This is a genomic window from Pseudomonas sp. NPDC089534 (assembly GCF_044749305.1).
Lineage (GTDB): Bacteria > Pseudomonadota > Gammaproteobacteria > Pseudomonadales > Pseudomonadaceae > Aquipseudomonas > Aquipseudomonas ekonensis.
In genome coordinates this window covers 1-18757 of record NZ_JBIVHR010000103.1, presented here as the reverse complement: position 1 = coordinate 18757, position 18757 = coordinate 1, and the positions used below count along the sequence as shown (strand labels likewise).

Here is an 18757-nt window from a genome sequence, read left to right as displayed (position 1 = left end):
ACTGCGCATCGAGACCCAGGCGATCGTCGACCTGCTCAAGCAAAAGGCGGGCGCGACCCCGGCCCTGATCGGCTTGGCGATCGGCGCCTACGGCCTGACCCAGGCGATTTTCCAGATCCCGTTCGGAATCATTTCCGACCGCATCGGCCGCCGGCCGGTGATTTACCTGGGGCTGGTGGTCTTCGCCCTCGGCAGCGTGCTGGCCGCCCAGGCCGACTCGATCTGGGGCGTGATCGCCGGACGGATCCTGCAGGGCGCCGGGGCGATCTCCGCCGCGGTCATGGCGCTGCTCTCCGACCTGACCCGCGAACAGCACCGCACCAAGGCGATGGCCATGATCGGCATGACCATCGGCCTGTCGTTTGCCGTGGCCATGGTGGTCGGGCCGCTGCTGACCCGCGCGTTCGGCCTGTCCGGCCTGTTCCTGGCCACCGGCGCGATGGCGCTGGTCGGCATCGCGATCATCCTGTTCATGGTGCCGCGCTCCACCGGGCCGCTGACCCACCGCGAGTCCGGCGTGGCCCGCCAGGCGCTGCTGCCGACGCTCAAGCACCCGGACCTGCTGCGCCTGGACCTGGGCATTTTCGTGCTGCACGCGATGCTGATGTCGAGCTTCGTCGCCTTGCCCCTGGCCCTGGTGGAAAGGGCCGGGCTGCCCAAGGAGCAGCACTGGTGGGTCTACCTCACCGCGCTGCTGATCTCCTTCTTCGCCATGATCCCGTTCATCATCTATGGCGAGAAGCGACGCAAAATGAAACGAGTTTTGCTCGGCGCCGTGATGACGCTGATGCTCACTGAGCTATTCTTCTGGCAGTTCGGCGACAGCCTGCGGGCCCTGGTGATCGGCACGGTGGTGTTCTTCACCGCGTTCAACCTGCTGGAGGCGTCCTTGCCGTCGCTGATCAGCAAAGTGTCGCCGGCGGGCGGGAAGGGCACGGCCATGGGCGTGTACTCCACCAGCCAATTCCTCGGTTCGGCACTGGGCGGGATCCTTGGCGGTTGGCTGTTCCAGCATGGCGGTCTGTCGGTTGTCTTCCTCGGATGTGCCGGGCTCGCTGCACTTTGGCTGGCCTTTGCTGTTACCATGCGCGAACCACCCTACGTGACGAGCCTGCGCTTGCCGTTGTCGCCCGAGGCGATCCGCGAAGCGGGTCTGGTCGAGCGTATCAAGGCCCTCGTAGGGGTAACAGATGCAGTGATCGTCGCCGACGAAGCGGCGGTCTACATCAAACTGGATAAAGAATTAGTGGATCGCACCACCCTCGAACGCCTGGTGAACAACCCGGCCGAGGCGGCTTGCGAAGCCTAGGAGAACGTTATGGCCCGTGGGGTTAACAAAGTCATCTTGGTCGGCACTTGCGGCCAGGATCCCGAAGTACGCTACCTGCCCAACGGTAACGCCGTGACCAACCTGAGTCTGGCGACCAGCGAGCAGTGGACCGACAAGCAGACCGGCCAGAAGGTCGAGAAGACCGAGTGGCACCGCGTGTCGATGTTCGGCAAGGTCGCCGAGATCGCCGGCGAGTACCTGCGCAAGGGTTCGCAGGTCTACATCGAAGGCAAGCTGCAGACCCGCGAGTGGGAAAAGGACGGCATCAAGCGTTACACCACCGAAATCATCGTCGACATGCAGGGCACCATGCAGCTGCTGGGCGGCCGTCCGCAACAGGGCGACCAGAACAACTACCAGCAGGGCGGCGGCAACAACTACCAGCAGTCGGCCCCGCGCCAGCAGGCTCCGCGTCCGCAGCAGTCGGCTCCGCAGCAGCGTCCGGCGCCGCAGCAGGCCGCACCGCAGCCGGCTCCGGACTTCGACAGCTTCGATGACGACATTCCGTTCTGATTCGCTGCCGCATCTGCGCTGAACGCAAAGGCCCGTCGTTGAACACGACGGGCCTTTTTCATTGGCGGTATACGGTGCCTTGGCCGCCGCCATCGCCAGCGGGCTGGCTCCCACACCGTTTTGCGGTGAACGCAGATCGTGCATTCACCCCGAAACCCTGTGGGAGCCAGCCTGCTGGCGATGGCGCCAGTGAGAACGCCGCATGGCCGGGCATTTCAGTCGAGGATCAGGTGCGGCAGGAACCGGCTCGAATCCTTGGTGATCAGGCTATTGTCTTCCCTTACGCCGATCCCGGCCGCCTGGTCGCCGATCACCCAGGAGCCGATCAGCGTGTAGCTGTCGCCGAACTTCGGCAAGGGCGCGAACTCCTGCAGGATGAACGGCGCATCGGTGTAGGGCCCGTCCTCTTTGACGATCAGGCCTTCAGCGGTCTGCAGTTCGATGTTGGCGCCTTCCCGGGAGAAGTACGGCTTGCGCACCCAGCCCTTGGGCACCGCGCCGGCCGGGTTCGGGTCGAGATGGGCGGCCAGCAGGTTCGGATGGCCCTTGTGCATTTCCCACAGCAACGGCAAGACGCCCTTGTTGGAGAGGATGGCCTTCCACGCCGGTTCGAAGAACTGCGTGTCGCACTGGGCGATCGCCGCGCCGAACGGTTCGTGGAAGATGAACTCCCAGGCGTGCAGCTTGAACAGGTGGGGAATCCAGCGGTCTTCCAGGTCGACGAAACGGCCGTCGGCGCTCAGGCCGATGTCTTCGATGTCGATGTGGCGCGATTCGATGCCGACCTTTTCCGCGATCAGGCGCAGGTAGTCCGTGGTGCCCTTGTCCTCGACCGAGCCTTTCATCGACGCGAAATAGAACGGCCGCTTCAGCTGCAGATGGGCAAAGGCCTGGTGGAGCCGGGTGTCGATGCTGTTGAACTGGTCGGCATGCGCCGGCAGCGTCCCGCGCTCGATGCATTGCTCCAGCCAGCCCCACTGGAACGCCGCCGCTTCGTAAAGGCTGGTGGGCGTGTCGTAGTTGAGTTCCAGCAGTTTCGCCGGGCCGTTGCCGCTGTAGGAGAAGTCCATGCGCCCGTACAGATGCGGATGACCTTCCAGCCAGGACGTGCGGATCATGTCGTAGTACGGCGCAGGGATGCTCAGGCGATCCAGCAGCTCTTCGCTGTGCACCACCCGGTCGACCAGGTCCATGCACATTTCGTGCAGCTCGGTGGTCGGGTCCTCAAGATCGTTTTCGATCTGCGCCAGCGTGAACCGGTAGTACGCGCTTTCGTCCCAGTAGGGCTCGTCGTCGATGGTGTGGAACAGGAAGCCGAGGCTTTCGGCCGTCTGTTTCCAGTCGGGGCGCTCGGCGCAGGGGATCTTTTCCATGGTCAGCTGCTCGAGCGACCCCAGCCGCCCCAGCCGCTGCGGGCGCTGGACTGGCTGCCGAAGCCGCCGCGGGAGGTGGCCGAGGCCACGTTGACCGGTTTGCGGTAGTCGCTGTCGTAGTCCTGCCGGCTTCTGGCCGGCGCCGATTCGATCCGCCGGTTCAGCGTCGAGGTGTCGTAGGTCTGGCGCGTGTTGCGTTCGCGGTAGACCGGCTGCGGGTTGTAGGTCGAACGGCTGTTGCTCAGGGCATTGCCGATCAGCAGGCCGGTGAGGAAACCGTTGCCCGAACCGCCGGAGGAGTGGGTGGTATGGGTCGTTTGGGCGGCCTGGGCTTCGCCGGCCGGCATCGGCGCATCGGCGATCGCATCCAGGTCCTGCGCCGCTTCGCCGTTGCGCGGCAGCTTGAAGCCGCCCAGCTTCGGCACGAACCGGCCGGCGGAATTCTTCTGACACCAGTCGGCGGCAAAGTCTGCGTCGCAGGCCGCCTTGTCGTCGTAGGCCGGGGCGATGCGCCGGTGTTCGGCCAGGGCCGCGACATAGGCGTCCGAGCAGACATCCGCCGCCACGTCGGCATCCACGCACTGTTCCACGCTCTGGAAGCTGCGCGGTTGCTCCACCGCGCCTGCCTGGCCGGAGATGGCCAGCGCCACCGAGGCGGCCAGGGACAGCTGAACGTACTTGCTTCGTTTCATCACAGGCTCCCTGCCGGTCAGTTGGACGGTGTCATGCACGCAGCGTTGAGCATGCCCACGCTGATCGCCACGGCGGCGACATAGATGCCGGAGGCGATTTCGCCGTTGGCGATGCGCTGGGACGTGCCCTTGAGCACCAGGCCGGTGGCCAGGAACGCCAGCAGTTGCACCGCCGCGGCGATCACCGCCCAGAGGACGAAGTCGAGGAGGCTGACCGAGTAGGCGATGACGTTGCTGGCCGGGATGGCGAAACCGATGATCGCGCCGGACAGGGCGATGGCCGCGGCGCTGTTGCCGTTGCGGATCAGCTCGAATTCCTTGTGCGGGGTGATGCGGGTGTAGACGAACTGAAACAGCATGAACAGCAGCACGGCGCCGATCAGGTAGACGACGAAACCGACCAGTGCGGTCTTGTTCAGGGAAACGGACAGCGCTTCCAGCATGGCAAACTTCCTTTTTAAACGGTGCTCAGGTCGGTGGTGTACAGCGAGATGCCCAGCGAGGTGCTCAGGCTGACGGTGCCTTCTTCGTCCTGTTCGACGGAGAACAGCAGCAGTTCGCGACGCTCGGTCAGGCCGGTTTCCCGGGCGTAGAGCATCGAGTGGTGTTCGATGGTGTAGGTTTCGTCCGGGTTGGCGACATGCTCGGTCAGCGGCACCAGCTCGGTCTGGCCGCGTTCGGTGCCCCACTCGCGGCTGAACGACACGCCGTTGAGGGAGTAGGTCGGCAGGCCGACGGGGCTTTCGGCGCCGGCCAGGCGCTGCAGTTCCGCGTCGCTGTTGACGGTCACGTAGTCGACGTAGTTGAACAGCGTCACCGATTCGATCTGGTCGTCGCCGGTCACGTGGACCTGCAGCCAGAAATCTTCGTTGTCCAGGTAATAGCGGTGCAGTTTGTTCGACTGGCCGAGGTCGATCCAGCCGGCGCTCCAGATCGCCTGGGCGTCGGGCACCCGCACCGACGAACTGCCGTCGAGCAGGAGACCCAGGGTCGAGTCGAAACGGATTGCCTTGCCCTGCGCCAAGCCGAGCGGGCCGTCTGGCTGTCCGGACGTTTGCGGTGCCGTCTGCCAGTTGCTGGTGCCCAGCAAGTCTTTGAACCATCCCATGGGTACTGTCCTTGAGGCGGGTGGAGGTGATCGTCAGCGAAAAACGCGGCTAGTGTACCGGGCTGCGGGCTGAACGAGCAGAGGGATTTGCCGATGCGGGACTGATTGATGCGAAGGCCCGCCGGCGCCCTTGCCGGGAGGCAGGTCCGGGCCTTGCGCAACACTGTGGGAGCAAGCCAGCTCCCACAGGTGATGCAGCCGGTTTACTGGGCCGACTTCTGCTTCAGGCGCTCAAGGATCGCGTTGGCGCTGCCTTCGTTCGGCGTGATGCCGGCTTCGCGCAGCTTGCGGTCCAGGTCGTTGCCGGTCGAGGCATCGGCCAGTTCGTCCGCGGCGCTCAGCTCGGCGGCGCGCTGCTGCTGCTTGGCCTGCAGGCGGTTCAGGGTGCCGACGGCGGTCTCCAGCTTGCCGTTGGCGCCGCCGCTGGCGATGGACGCGCTGACCTGGGCCTTCTGCACGCTTTCGCGGGCCTTGGCCATGTCCACTTGCTGGCGCAGGCTCTTGATCCGCGCTTCGGCCTTGTTGATGTCCTTGCGCATGTTCTCGGCGTAGGTGCCGAACTCGTCGCTTTGCTTTTTCTCGGCGTCGAGGTCGTTGGTCAGGGTCGAGATCGCTTCGGCCACTTCCAGCGCCAGGTCTTCGCGGCCGGCGTTCAGGGCCGACACGGCCTTGGCTTCCAGGTCCTTGATCTTGGCGTCGTACTCGCTCACGCGGTCGGCGGACAGCTTGTGCTTGGCCATGATGGTGACCAGTTCGCGGCGGGCGTTGGACAGGGCGCTGTCGGCATCGCGGATTTCCTGATCGAGGATGCGCAGGGCCTGCTGGTCGACGATCGCTTCGCCGACTTCGTTGGCGCCGCCGCGCAGTGCGGTGAACAACTTGCTCCAGATGGACTGAGTCATTGGATTTTCCCTGTTGGTTACTTGAAGAAATGCGCGAAGGCTTCGCTGGCGCGCTGCACGTTGTCGACCAGGGTCTTCACCTCGGTGACCACGTTGGTCAGGCTCGACTCGGCGCTGAGGGCGCCGAACATGTTGTAGACGGTCTGGCCGTTGGGCATGGACTCGATGCCGATGGACGACAGCGGGAACATTTCCCGGCTGCGCAGCACGGCGTCGTTGAAGGCGCGCACGTCGGTGATCGAGTCGATGTCCACCAGCACGGTGTCGACGATGATCTGCGCACCGGCGATGGCGATGTGAATCGGCAGGCCGCCGAATTCGTTCATCTCCAGCTTGAGGCTGGGTTCGGAGCTCTGGATCAGAGACAGCGTGATCTCCTGCGAAGCGACCTCGTCCAGCGCCTTGAAGGCGGTGTAGAGGCTATCGATGTTCCAGTTGTTGCCTGCGCTCATGTAATTCTCCGACATGAATGAGCCAGCCAGAATCGGTTGGCGTAGCTGTTGCTCCATTTGCTTGAGCACGCCCCGGTTCTCCGGAAGCACCCAAGCTTCGTGTTTCACATAACCGGCGGCCGCCAGGCCCGCGCGCATCTGCTTCATGTAGAAGCTCGACGGTTTTTTCGCAGACGGTGTCGAGCGCACTCCCTTCGGGCTTTTCGGTTCCGCATCGGGGGAGCGGCTTTTCATGGCGATGACTCCGTTATGAACATCTCACGCGTGAGCCACACTACAGCCAATCCAAAGTGCCATCAATGGCTCACGCGTGAGATTTTTTCCGCTGCACGAAAGAAGGCCCGCAACAGGGCGGGCCAAGGTTTTTCCGGTTGTTTCAAACAGCGGTCAGCGGCTGGCCGACAGGAACTCGGCGGTGGACACCACGGTGGCGTAGGCAAAGGCCAGCGACGCCATGAAGGCGGCATGGACGTGGGCGGCCGGCACGGTGAGGCCGTTGAACTCCAGGTCGCGGGTGGCGCAGGCGTCGTGGATCACCGTGACGCCGTAGCCCAGGTCCGCGGCGGCCCGGGTGATGCCGTCGATGCACATGTGGCTCATGCTGCCGACCACCACCAGCTCCTTGATGCCTTGCCCGTCGAGCAGCGCCTGCAGTTCGGTGTCGCGGAAGGAATTGACGAAGTGCTTGAGCACCACCGGTTCGCCGGCGCGGTTGAGCACTTTGGGGTGCAGCTTGGCGCCGTCGGAGCCGGGGGTGAAGAACGGCGCGTCGGCGGAGGTGAATTCGTGGCGGATGTGGATCACCGCGTCGCCCGTCTCGCGGAACGTGGCGAGCAGCCGGGCGGCGTTGTCGGCGGCGGCGTCGGCGCCGGTCAGCGTCCATTTGCCTTGGGGGAAGTAGTCGTTCTGGATATCGACTAGGATGAGCGCTTGCTTGGCCATGGGTGTGTCCTCGAGGGTTGGCGTGTCAGTGGGTTCAGTATTGGCGACGGAACGCGTTTCGAGGATTGGCCGCACCGACATTACACAGGGGAAAACTGACAATGGGCGCAGAAAGGGCCGTCGTCGAGCTGGGGGTGCTGATCTATCCCGGCGCGCAGATGGCGGCGGTGCATGGCCTGACCGACCTGTTCGCGGTGGCCGACGCCATCGCCGCCGAGCATCAGGCCGTGCAGCGCCCGCGGCTGCGGGTCAGCCATTGGCGGGCGGAGGACGGACGTGCGCCGGCGCGGGTCTACGACAGCTGTCCCGGGCCGGATGCCGGGCTGGTGGCGGTGACGGTCCCACCCTCCATCGGCGGCTTCGATGCCGCAGCGGTGCCGGCCGGGCTGATGCCCTGGCTGCGCCAGCAACACGCCGCTGGCGCGACGCTTGGCGGCGTCTGCGTGGGCTCCTGGCTGATGGCCGAAAGCGGCTTGCTCGACGGGCGCCGCGCCACCGCCCACTGGACGGCGGCCAAGGCCTTCGCCGAACGCTACCCGGCCATCGAGCTCAAGGCCGACACGCCGATCGTCGATGACGGCGACCTGATCACCACCGCCGGGCTGATGGCCTGGTCGGAGCTGGGACTGCGGCTGGTCGACCGGCTGCTGGGACCGAGCGTCGCCAGCGCCACCGCGCGGTTCCTGGTGGTGGAGCACAGCGACAGCGCCAGCGAATGCGGCAGCAACTTCGCGCCGATCCTCAACCATGGCGACGCAGCGATCCTCAAGGTGCAGCACTGGCTGCAAGGCACCGGCGCGACCGACGTGTCGCTCGCGGGCATGGCCGAGCGCGCCGCCCTGGAGGAGCGCACCTTCCTGCGCCGCTTCCGTGCGGCCACCGGCCTGAAACCCACCGAGTACTGCCAGCACCTGCGGGTCGGCAAGGCCCGGGAGCTGCTCGAGTTCACCAACGGCACCATCGACCATATCGCGTGGACGGTGGGGTATCAGGATCCCGGCGCGTTCCGCGCCACGTTCAAGAAGATCACCGGGCTGGCGCCGAGCGATTACCGGAAGAGATTTGGTAGCATGCCGCCATCACCGGGCCGCGCTTGACGGCCATCGGCCCCGACTCAGGCGATACCAACAAGGATGTTCATGAACGATTCCCCCGACAGCAATCCACAAGGGGCCGCCGGCGGCGCCGCGAGCACCGGCGGGGCGGTCTATGCCGGCTCGGTCGGGGCATGGTGCGCCGTCGAGATGCTGCTGGGCAGTGCGGCGTCGTTGCCCTGGAAGCTGAGCGACCGGCACAGCATTGTCTCGATCACCTGCGAGAGCTCCACGCAGGTTGACGACCTGGTGCTGCGGCTGCTGCCCGAAGGCTCGGTCTACATTCAGGTCAAGCACGGCTTGGCGATGGGGGCTGAGTTCAAAAAGGCGATGGATCAGATGGTCCGGCAGTTCTGGAGCGCCGGGTTTTCCCGCACCGAAGATCGCCTGGTCATCGCGACGGACTCTTCCGCGTCGGGCCCGGTACGGGTGACCGTGCCGCAAGTGTTGAGCTCGTGCCGCGACCTGGCCGGCGACGCAAAGCTTGAAGGGTGCGTGACCAGCAAGGCCACGGACGAGGCATTCAAGCGGCTGCGAACCTGCTTCGTCGATGAGTCGAAAAGACTGAAAAAGACGGATGCGGACATCGAGGACGGCTTTCGCGGGTTTCTGGGCTGCACCCACCTGACGGTCTTCGACACGCTCCAGGATCCGGCACCGCATCACGCGATAGAGAAACTGCGTCAGGTCGTCGATCCGCAGCAGGCTTCGCAGACGTGGACCCTGTTGAATGTCACCTGCCTCGACATGGCAAGAAACCGCAAGTCCGTGGACCGTCCGGGACTGTGGAACATCCTTCGGCGCGAGCGCATCGATGTGTCCCATCACCGGTTGTCGTTGGCCGGGATGCAGGTGCGGCTCGAAGACATACTCCGGGGCATGACCGAGCAGCGGGTCTATCAGTTGATGGCGCTCGGGAAGTTCACGCCAGATCTCTACGTGCCGCGTGTGGATCTGGACAGGCACCTGGAGCGGTTCTTGGCGGCGTCCAAATCCTTGATGGTGATCGTGGGCGGTTCGGGCCAGGGGAAAACGTCCTGGTGCGCACAACGCGGCCGATCCGTGACGGATCGGCCGACCCTGCTGATCGCGGCGGAAAGCCTGGAGGTCGGCGATGCGAGCCTGAACGACAGCCTGAGCCGGCTCATCGGCCGGTATGTCCAAGAGCACGGCGGCTACCCGCTGCAAGCGCCCGAGCTGTCGCAGTGGCTCAAGCACACGCCGCTGCTGGTGATCATCGATGGCCTGGACCGGGCGCCTTCGTTCAGCGGGCATCTGCATCGCTGGGTGGATGCCAGTCTGGCGCAACTGACGCAATCGCGGCTGCAACTGGTGCTGACCGGCCGTCCGGAAACCATGGAGCGCCTGAAGGCTCCGCTTGAGCTTTCTGAACGGGTGTATCAACCGCAGAAGGACAGTCGGCAAATCCTGCTCAAGGATTTCACCGAGGAGGAAGCGCTTGCCGCCGCCAAGCTTCTGGGCGATGTCGGGCTGGCGCGCTACCGGCACCCGAGCATGATGTCGTTCTGTGCGCAGATCCGTGCGCGGAGCGACGTCGAGCTGGAGGAAACGCAGATCGTCGATGGCTTCATCCGGCACCGCCTGGGCCAGGCGATCAATGAGCATGACCTGCTCAACGAACGGTTGGAGCGGTTCGTCGGGCGCTTCGCGCGCGCCCTGGCGCACTCGGAACAAGGGGTGCTGACCGGGGGCGAAGCGTTCGATGTCCCAGGTTTCGACGAGTCGGCCTATGAGGCGCTCAGGCGCATCAATTTGATTGTCCAGGCCGAAGACGTGCTCCGTATCGAACCGGACCAGGTGTCGGAGCGTCTGCAGGGGCACCATCTGGATGTGGCGAAATCCATTGCCGAGTTGGGGCTGATCAAGGCTTTTCCCCTGAAGGTGGGCGCCTTGCGTTTTGCCTTGGCCGATCTGGCACGCCGTGACGCAGGACAGGCCAAGGTGCAGTTGGCGCACCTGGTCGAGCAGGCGGGGCAGGCGCGGATGGGGATCGCCCGCAGCCTGGCCTGTTCGACCTTCGAGGCATTGCCTGACTGGGGTTCGCTGGAGCCCTTGGCGGCGCGATTGGGGAAGGGCTACCCGGGCAACGCCATCTCGTTGCTGTTCGAATCCGGTAGCGCGCTGCTCGACCTGATGGCGTCGGGACGCTGGACAGCCGAGCAACGGGTTCGCCTGCTCTGGACGCTGGCGACGACGGAGTCGGGATACGATTGGCGTCAAAGGCATTGGAGACGGATTGACCGGGAGCCGAACTTCCATGTGACGTCTTGGCGCAAGCGGATGCTGGCCGCTGTGCGGGAACCGCAGTCCGATGCCTGGCGCTTTCTGATTGAGCGCTTCGACTCGGAGGCGGCCTTCAGGGATTGCAACGAGGCCAACCTTGGGCACCTCGCCCAGGGGTTGTTCTTTCTCGGCGCCGAGACCTGCACCTGGGCGGCGCTCCAGGCTTTGACGCAGTCAGAGGGCAAGGAAAGCGCGGACATGATGGAAATGCTCGCCAGGGAATATGCCGGGAAAGTGCTCGACCTGATGGCGCAAGTGCAGGCTTCGGCCCTGTTTGGGTTGAGGCACAAGCAGGCGCTGGCCCGGGGCCTGTCCGCACTGCCGGTCTCCCCGGCCATCACGCAGGCCGCATCGGGGTTGATGGAAGGAACGGACGATCCCGAGCTGCGCAGCACCTGTCTGCGCATGCTGGCGCGAGGGGGCGATGCGGCGTCGGTGCGGGAACTGATCAACGCGCCGGATTTGGCTGATGTCGATGTGGCCGTGTGCCTGAGCTATTCGGGCGCGCAGTTCCAGGCATTCGCCGAGCGTGTGTTCGAGCGGGTGCTGCAGCGCGAAACTAAGGTGAAGGCATTGAGCGGGTTTCATTACGGGCTGGTCAGGCCTGAACAGATCGGTGCCCGTTTCGCCGTGCTGGCGCCGCTTTTCACGCAAGTGCTTGAGCGGTTGCCCGAGGCCGCGAACCCGGTGGCGCTGATCCTTGAGAGCTACATTCGCGAAGCGATCGATCACGACGCGACATGGCCCGGCGTGTTTGAGCTCGCTGAGCGAGTCCTGTCCTCGGAAGACGTGGATGCGCGGCGAAAGATCATTTACGCCTGCACCGGAAAAGACTCGGATACGCCAGGCATCGAGGGGCAGCGGTTGCGTACCCGAATGATCGAAGCGCTGGTCGAACGGGAGACGGATCCCGAGAACCTCGTACTGTTGCAGGTGAAACTGCTGTCCGATCAGATCGCTCACCCCGATGCGCCGCGGTGGCTCTCCCGGATGATGAGCAAAGATGCCGGCGTGCCCAGCGAGGATACGGTCATGCTGGCAGGGTTCAGGGGGGCGGAAGCTCAGCGGATCGAAGAGGTCGTGGCTGCTGCCCGATCTCTCCTGCGGGCCGAAACGGCGGAGTGACCCCCTTCGTGCAGAATGCCGGGCACTTTCGGCGGGTCGTGCAAAATGAGACAGGCGCAGCGCCATCAGCCATTGGGCAGGCGCCTGAATCCGTTGGTTTTTTTCGAGGGCGGCACCTGGCCTGATCCCTGCACCGCTTCCGACTGAATCCATCGATCCGCCGGTAGGGGAGCCCATGACCCCGACAGCCCGCAGGAAACTGGTGGTCGCCCACTCGGTGCGGCCCGACGCGCCGCAGCATGAGGTGCAGACCAACGCTGCGCTGGCCCGTTGGCTGGCGCAGATACTCGGGCTGAAGTTCGGCGGCGCCTTCGATCCGGCCAGGCACCGTGGCCGCGACCTTTACCTGCTGCCGACCCAGACCGTCGTCGGCCCTGACGCGGCCCGGAACCTGGGCATTCATGGCCCGGACGACTTGTGGGGCGGTTACGTCGAGCACGATTTCATCTGCACCAAGGCCATCAGCCACGGATTGCGCAGCCATCAGGCCCGTGCGCCGGCGGGGTGGTCGCCGCTGTTTTCCGAGCGGGTGCGCACGGTCGTGCTCGACGGCCTGAGCGTGTTCGCCCTCGACGATGCGCGGCCAGCCGCCGAGCACCTGCTGGACGGCGGGCCGATCCGCCTCAAGCCGATCCACGCCTGCGCCGGCCGGGGTCAGGAGGTGATCGCCAGCCTTGAGGCGTTCGACGAAGTCCTCGCCCGGCCGGACGCCGCCGCACTGTTCAGTGACGGCGTGGTGCTGGAGCAGGACTTGAGCGGTGTGGTCACCCACAGCGTCGGCCAGTCGTTCATCGGCGATACGGTGCTCAGTTACTGCGGCGATCAATACTTGACCGAAGACGCGAAAGGCGAAGCCGTCTACGGCGGCTCGAACCTGCTGGCGGTGCGCGGCGGCTACGAGGCCCTGCTGGCGCTGGAGCTTGCGGACGACGTGCGGTTGGCCATCGGTCAGGCCCAGGTGTTCGACCGCGCCGCCGATGAGGCCTATCCGCGCTTCTACGCCTCGCGGCGCAACTACGACATCGCCCAGGGCCTGGACAGCGCCGGCCAACCGCGCAGCGGCGTGCTGGAACAGTCCTGGCGCATGGGCGGCGCGAGCAGCGCCGAGGTGGCGGCGCTGCAGTGCTTCGTCAACGACCCGCAGATGCCGGCGGTTCATGTCTCATCCGTGGAAACCTACACCGACCGGGCCCTGCCGGCGGACGCCGTCGAGGTCTACCGGGGCCCGGCGGAGCACAGCGGTTTCCTCCTCAAATACGTGACGGTCAACGCCTATGACGGCCAGAAGCGAAAGCATTCACATCGACATTGACGGCGAACAGATGAGCGGGACGTTCCTCAGTCCCAAGTCCAAGGTGCCCGGCGTGCTGTTCGTGCACGGCTGGGGCGGCAGCCAGGAGCGCGACCTGGAACGGGCCAAGGGCATCGCGGGGCTGGGTTGCGTGTGCCTGACCTTCGACCTGCGCGGCCACACCGGCGGCACCGGCATCCCCTTGAGCCGGGTCACCCGCGAAGACAACTTGCGCGACTTGCTGGCGGCCTACGACCGCCTGCTGGCCCACCCGGCGCTCGACACCTCGGCCATCGCCGTGGTCGGCACCAGTTACGGCGGCTACCTGGCGGCGATCCTCACCTCGCTGCGCCCGGTGCGCTGGCTGGCGCTGCGGGTGCCGGCGCTGTACCGCGACGAGCAGTGGCATACGCCCAAGCGCGACCTGGACAAGGCCGACCTGCGCGACTACCGCGCCACGTGGGTGCCGTCCGGCAGCAACCGTGCGCTGCACGCCTGTTCGCAATTCACCGGGGATGTGCTGCTGGTGCAGTCCGAGACCGACGACTACGTGCCCCATGCCACGATCATGAGTTACCGCGCCGCGTGCCAGCAGACCCATTCGCTGACCCACCGCATCATCGACGGCGCCGACCACGGGCTGAGCGACCCGGTCTCGCAGCAGGCCTACACCTCGATCCTGGTCGACTGGATCACCGAAATGGTCGTGGGGGAGCGGTTGAGCATCATCCAGTCCCGCTGAGCCGGGCTCCATACCGCCCTCAGGAGGCCTTTCTCTCGATCCGCAGCGCCTTGGCCTTGGCCTCGACCACCAGGTACATCAGCACCGTGATCAGCAGCGGCAGCAGGAAATAGATCGCCCGGTACGCCAGCAGCCCCGCCACCAGGCTGCCCCGCGACGCCTCGTGCTGAAGCAACGCGACGAACACCGCCTCCAGCACGCCGAGGCCCGCCGGAATGTGGGTGACGACCCCGGCGATCGCGCTGATCAGCAGCACCCCCAGCACCAGCGGATAGTCGAGCTTGCCCGGCAGCAGGGTGAAGATCACCGCCGCCATCAGCGACCAGTTGAAGGCACCCAGCAGCAGTTGCAGCACCGCCATGCGCAGCGACGGCAAGTTGATTTCCACGCCCCGCACCGACCACTCCCGCCGCCGGGAGAACCGGCACGCCGCCAGGTAGCCGGCGCTGGCCAGCAACAGCAGCGCGCCCACCCCTTGCAGCGCATCGCTGCTCAGTTTCCAGCCCGGCGGCATGCTCACCAGGCCGCTGCTGAACACGACGCCGGCGATGGTCATGTAGCCGAACCAGTTGGTGGCCAGGCTCAGGCCGAGGATCTTGGCGATGTTGCCCTTGCTGACGCCCAGCCGCGAGTACAGCCGGTAGCGCATGGCGATGCCGCCGACCCAGGCGCTGAGGTTGAGGTTGAAGGCGTAGCTGATCAGGCCCACCGGCAGGATCTGTTTCCAGGTCAGGTCCTGGCGGATGTAGGTGCGGCCGATCAGGTCGAAACTGGCGTACACCAGAAAGCTCAGCAGCGTCAGGCCGGAGGCGATGAGCAGCGTGGGGGCCTTGAAGTCGGCCAGGGTCTGCAGCACCTCGGCCCATTCGATGCGGCTGGCGAACATCGTCAGCAGCGCGATCAGCGCCAGGAAGAACAGCAGCGTCAGCGGGCGCTTCCAGCGGTGCCAGCGGGAGCGGGACTGCGTTGCCGGATGCGCCGCTTCGGCATTCAGGCGGCTCATCGGGTTTCGCTGCCTGGGGTGCGGGTGAACGGCGCCAACCTGGGCTTGTGCGCCGGCAGCCAACCGGCCATGGCCGGGAAGTGGCGCAGGAAGTGAAACACCAGCAAGCCCACGGTCATGCGCCAGAGCCGCCCGCGCGGCACGCTGCCCGGATCGACCGCCCGGCAATGGTCGCGGCTGAGCTGTTCCAGATGCTCATGCAGTTCGCGGTTGAACGTGCGGTCGCGGATCAGCACGTTGGCCTCCAGGTTCAGCGACAGGCTCAACGGGTCGAGGTTGCTCGAACCGACGGTGCTCCAGTCCTCGTCCGCCAGCGCCACCTTGCCGTGCAGCGGGCGCTCGCAGTACTCGTGGATCTGCACCCCAGCCCGCAGCAGGTAGTCGTAGGTCAGGCGTGCGGCGAGCTTGGCCACCTGCATGTCCGGCTGGCCCTGGAGGATCAGCCGCACCTCGACGCCGCGCCGGGCTGCGTTGCGGATCTCGCGCAGCAGGCGGTAGCCGGGGAAGAAGTACGCGTTGGCGATCACCACCCGGCGCCGGGCGCTGCGCAGCGCTTGCAGGTACACGTCTTCGATGTCGCGCGGGTGCCGGTCGTTGTCGCGGAACACCAGGCGCACTTGGCCGTCGTGCCCGTCCAGCGCCAGCTGCGCCCGACGGTCGCGGCGTCGCAGCCACCAGAACCGCGCCCGGCCCGGACGGCCGCTCTGCAGCAGGGCGAAGTGGTGGATGTCGGCCACCGCCGGCCCCTGGATCTGCACCGAGTAGTCCTGCTTGGCCTCGGGGCCGAAGTCCGCCAGGTGGTCGCCGGAGAAGTTGATCCCGCCCATGAACGCCACTTGGCCGTCGACCACCACGATCTTGCGGTGCAGGCGCCGGAACCAGTTGGTGCGGATCCCCAGGCGCTTGGGCGCCGGGTCGAAGATCTGCAGGTGCACGCCGGCCTCGCTCAGCGCCGCGAGATAGCCGGCGCTCAACTCGCCGCAGCCGAACCCGTCGAAATTGACGGTGGTGCGCACGCCGCGCCGGGCGGCGTCGATCAGGATCTGCTGCAGCTCAAGGCCGACCTTGTCCTCGAACACGATGAACGTCTCCAGCAGGATTTCGCTCTGCGCCCCGCGCAACGCAGCGAACACCCGGGGGAAAAAGGCTTCGCCGTTCACCAGCAACTCGACCCGGTTGCTGCCCTGCCAGCCGTAGTCGACCTCGACGGCGCCGGGTTCGCGCACCGGCGCGGCGGGCAGGGACGCAAGCGCGGATTTCTCCAGCGGCGCGCTGCTCATGTTTCGATCTCCACGGACAGCGGCACATGGTCGGACAGGTGCGACCACGGCCGGTTGGCCAGCACTTTCGGCCGGCTGGCCTTGAGGTTGCGCACGTAGATGCGGTCGAGCCGCAGCGCCGGAAAGCGCGCGGGAAAGCTGCGCGCCGGCTTGCCGTGCTGGGCGGCGAACACCTCGTGCAGGCCGCAGGGGCCGAGCAGCGCATCGGCCTGCTGGCGCCAGTCGTTGAAGTCGCCGGCGACGATCACCGGCGCATCGGCCGGCAGCTCGGCCAGGCGTTCGGCGAGCAGCCTCAGCTGGCGGCGGCGGTGGCTTTCGCGTAGGCCCAGGTGCACGCAGACCGCATGCAGTTCGCGGTCGTCCCCCGGCAGGCGCAGCACGCAATGCAGCAGCCCCCGGCTTTCATGGCCGCGGATCGAGACGTCGAGGTTGTCGTGGCGCACGATCTGGAATTTCGACAGCAGCGCATTGCCGTGGTCGCCCTCCGGGTACACCGCGTTGCGCCCGTAGGCGAACTGCGGCCACAGGCTGTCGGCGAGGAACTCGTACTGCGGCATGGTCGGCCAGTCGGCGAAGCGCTTGGGGTGGTGTTCGTGGGTGCCGTGGACTTCCTGCAGAAACACCACGTCGGCGGACACGCTGCGCACCGCCTCGCGCAGCTCCGGCAGGATGAAGCGCCGGTTCAGCGCAGTGAACCCCTTGTGGGTGTTGACGGTGAGCACCGTGAACCGGCACGTGGTGACGGACACCGTGGCCTGCTCGTCGGTGACGCCGATCGGCTCGGGGGTGCTCATGGCCGCACCCCGCGATCTCTTGGGTATTGGATTGGAATCGCCGCCATGCCGTCCTCCCGTCCGAAGGCCGTTTCAAGGCCCTGTCTGGGGATGACTGGCGGCAGGGCGGGAAAGTTTCGGCGGGGCTACGGGCGGTAGGGCTTCCTTGGGAGCAAGGGGCCTGGCCTTTGTGGTGCCTTCGCTGACGCCATCGCCAGCAGGCTGGCTCCCACAGGTTCCGTTGCAACCACACAACCCCTGTGGGAGCGGCGGTGCGACGACTCGACTTGCCCGCGATGACGGCGGCCGATCCGGCATCAAGGTGTCAGACCGCCCGTCATCGCTGGCAAACCGCAACCGACAGAACTCAGTGCCCGACGACCACGCGGCCCGCCGTCGGCTCGGCCAGCACCGGCCCCAGTCGATCCAGCCGACCGCTCCACGCCGTCAGCGCCAGGGCCGCCAGCACCACCAGGCCGCCGATCCACGCGGTGTGGATCAGGCCCAGGTGTTCGACGATCAGCCCGCCGCCCCACGCCCCGCCGGCGATCCCCAGGTTGAACGCGGCGATGTTCAGCCCCGACGCCACATCCACCGCCCGTGGCGTGTGGTGCTCGGCCTGGCGCACCACGTACACCTGCAGGCCCGGCACGTTGCCGAAGGCGACGGCGCCCCACACCAGCACGGTGGCCAGCGCCAGCCACGGGTTGGCGGCGGTGAAGGTCAGGGCGAACAGCACGGCGGCGAGCAGGGCGAAGATGATCTTCAGGGCGCCGATCGGCCCGCGTCGGTCCGCCAGGCGGCCGCCCCAGAGGTTGCCCGCCGCGACGGACACGCCGTACACCAGCAGCACCAGGCTGACCGCCCCGGCGCTGAAGCCGGAGATGTCCTGAAGGATCGGCGCCAGAAAGGTGAAGGCGATGAACGAGCCGCCGTAGCCGACGGCGGTCATGGCGTACACCAGCAGCAGGCGCGGCTGCTTCAGCACCTGCAACTGCTGCACCAGCGACGCCGGTTGGCTGTGGGCGATGGACTTGGGCACATACAGCAGGCTGCCGATGAACGCGACCACGCCCAGCGCCGACACCGCGAGGAAGGTCTCGCGCCAGCCGAAATGCTGGCCGATGAACGTGCCCAGCGGCACCCCGGTGACCAGGGCCACGGTCAGGCCGGTGAACATCACCGCGATTGCGCTGGCGGCCTTTTCCTTGGGCACCAGGCTGGTGGCGATGGTCGAGCCGATGGAGAAGAACACCCCGTGGGCCAGGCCGGTGACGATCCGCGCCAGCACCAGCGACTCGTAGGTCGGCGCCAGCCAGGCCAGCAGGTTGCCGAGGGTGAACAGCACCATCAAGGACAACAGCAACAGCTTGCGCGGGACTTTGCCGGTGAGGGCGGTGAGCACTGGGGCGCCGACGGCGACCCCGAGCGCGTACAGGCTGACCAGCAGCCCGGCGGACGGCAGGCTGACGCCCAGGTCGGCGCCGATGGTGGGAAGCAGGCCGACGATGACGAACTCGGTCGTCCCGATGGCGAATGCGCTGAGCGTCAGCGCGAGCAAGGCAATGGGCATGACTGCACTCCGGTAGGGGATTGGATGGAGCGCAGTGTCGGGGTTGCGGCCAGGCGGAAAAATACAGGGGCGGGCATTTGATATTTGTCGGCGAAGCAAAGATCCCGGCGAACCCTTGTGGCCAGGAGCTGCCATTGGTGCTGGATCAACCTGTGCCCATGAGGCTCCATCTGTGCGGGATCAGCCTTGGGTCGTGTGGCTGTGCGGGATCAGCTCTTGGGCATGTGGCTGTGCGGGATCAGCTCTTGGGCATGTGGCTG

17 protein-coding genes are annotated in these 18757 nt (G+C 66.2%); 6 read left to right on the top strand and 11 right to left on the bottom strand.

What is annotated here, in order from left to right; genetic code table 11:
• Together ACIP0B_RS24055 and ACIP0B_RS24050 are read left to right on the top strand one after the other, a co-directional pair.
• Positions 1-1309: MFS transporter (locus ACIP0B_RS24055; RefSeq protein WP_400836626.1), on the top strand; the 1309-nt coding region annotated here is incomplete at its 5' end.
• A 9-nt stretch (positions 1310-1318) separates the two neighbouring features.
• Complete coding sequence (locus tag ACIP0B_RS24050; protein WP_400836624.1) at positions 1319-1843, top strand: single-stranded DNA-binding protein; 525 nt, start codon at positions 1319-1321, stop codon at positions 1841-1843.
• 215 nt (positions 1844-2058) lie between these two features.
• Here ACIP0B_RS24050 and ACIP0B_RS24045 read toward each other — a convergent pair whose 3' ends face one another.
• The 7 genes from ACIP0B_RS24045 to ACIP0B_RS24015 form a co-directional block, all read right to left on the bottom strand.
• Positions 2059-3216 (bottom strand): glutathionylspermidine synthase family protein, encoded by a 1158-nt coding sequence (locus ACIP0B_RS24045; RefSeq protein WP_400836622.1) that lies wholly within the window; start codon positions 3214-3216, stop codon positions 2059-2061.
• Between the two features lie 2 nt (positions 3217-3218).
• The gene (locus ACIP0B_RS24040; RefSeq protein ID WP_400836620.1) at positions 3219-3908 is read right to left on the bottom strand and encodes a DUF1190 domain-containing protein; all 690 of its coding nucleotides are present in this window, start codon (positions 3906-3908) and stop codon (positions 3219-3221) included.
• 17 nt (positions 3909-3925) lie between these two features.
• Positions 3926-4351 carry a DUF350 domain-containing protein gene (locus ACIP0B_RS24035; protein ID WP_400836618.1) on the bottom strand — a complete coding sequence of 142 codons (426 nt, stop codon included), beginning with the start codon at positions 4349-4351 and terminating at the stop codon, positions 3926-3928.
• Between the two features lie 14 nt (positions 4352-4365).
• Positions 4366-5016 (bottom strand): DUF2491 family protein, encoded by a 651-nt coding sequence (locus ACIP0B_RS24030; protein WP_400836616.1) that lies wholly within the window; start codon positions 5014-5016, stop codon positions 4366-4368.
• Between the two features lie 203 nt (positions 5017-5219).
• Positions 5220-5918 (bottom strand): PspA/IM30 family protein, encoded by a 699-nt coding sequence (locus ACIP0B_RS24025; protein ID WP_085585831.1) that lies wholly within the window; start codon positions 5916-5918, stop codon positions 5220-5222.
• 17 nt (positions 5919-5935) lie between these two features.
• Entirely contained in the window at positions 5936-6604 is a 669-nt protein-coding gene (locus ACIP0B_RS24020; RefSeq protein ID WP_400836614.1) for a YjfI family protein, read from the bottom strand.
• A 153-nt stretch (positions 6605-6757) separates the two neighbouring features.
• A complete protein-coding gene (locus ACIP0B_RS24015) occupies positions 6758-7312 on the bottom strand; it encodes a cysteine hydrolase family protein (protein ID WP_217890387.1) in 555 nt (184 codons plus the stop codon).
• Positions 7313-7413: 101 nt separating this feature from the next.
• Between ACIP0B_RS24015 and ACIP0B_RS24010 the strand changes: the two genes are divergently transcribed.
• From ACIP0B_RS24010 to ACIP0B_RS23995, 4 genes are all read left to right on the top strand, one after another.
• A complete protein-coding gene (locus ACIP0B_RS24010) occupies positions 7414-8409 on the top strand; it encodes a GlxA family transcriptional regulator (protein ID WP_400836612.1) in 996 nt (331 codons plus the stop codon).
• A gap of 42 nt (positions 8410-8451) precedes the next feature.
• Positions 8452-11835, top strand: a complete 3384-nt coding sequence (locus ACIP0B_RS24005; RefSeq protein ID WP_400836610.1) for a hypothetical protein — start codon at positions 8452-8454, stop codon at positions 11833-11835.
• 175 nt (positions 11836-12010) lie between these two features.
• Complete coding sequence (locus ACIP0B_RS24000; RefSeq protein WP_400836608.1) at positions 12011-13147, top strand: DUF3182 family protein; 1137 nt, start codon at positions 12011-12013, stop codon at positions 13145-13147.
• Positions 13110-13868 carry an alpha/beta hydrolase family protein gene (locus ACIP0B_RS23995; protein WP_400836606.1) on the top strand — a complete coding sequence of 253 codons (759 nt, stop codon included), beginning with the start codon at positions 13110-13112 and terminating at the stop codon, positions 13866-13868. The genes ACIP0B_RS24000 and ACIP0B_RS23995 overlap by 38 nt, the downstream gene beginning before the upstream one ends.
• 19 nt (positions 13869-13887) lie before the next feature.
• Here the strand turns inward: ACIP0B_RS23995 and ACIP0B_RS23990 are convergent, their stop codons facing one another.
• From ACIP0B_RS23990 to ACIP0B_RS23975, 4 genes are all read right to left on the bottom strand, one after another.
• Positions 13888-14871 (bottom strand): lysylphosphatidylglycerol synthase domain-containing protein, encoded by a 984-nt coding sequence (locus ACIP0B_RS23990; protein WP_400836604.1) that lies wholly within the window; start codon positions 14869-14871, stop codon positions 13888-13890.
• Complete coding sequence (gene clsB, locus ACIP0B_RS23985; protein ID WP_400836602.1) at positions 14868-16151, bottom strand: cardiolipin synthase ClsB; 1284 nt, start codon at positions 16149-16151, stop codon at positions 14868-14870. Before clsB ends, ACIP0B_RS23990 begins: the two co-directional genes overlap by 4 nt.
• Complete coding sequence (locus ACIP0B_RS23980; protein ID WP_400836600.1) at positions 16148-16945, bottom strand: endonuclease/exonuclease/phosphatase family protein; 798 nt, start codon at positions 16943-16945, stop codon at positions 16148-16150. Before ACIP0B_RS23980 ends, clsB begins: the two co-directional genes overlap by 4 nt.
• 346 nt (positions 16946-17291) lie before the next feature.
• Positions 17292-18497, bottom strand: a complete 1206-nt coding sequence (locus ACIP0B_RS23975) for an MFS transporter (protein WP_400836598.1) — start codon at positions 18495-18497, stop codon at positions 17292-17294.
• Between the last annotated feature and the right edge of the window lie 260 nt (positions 18498-18757).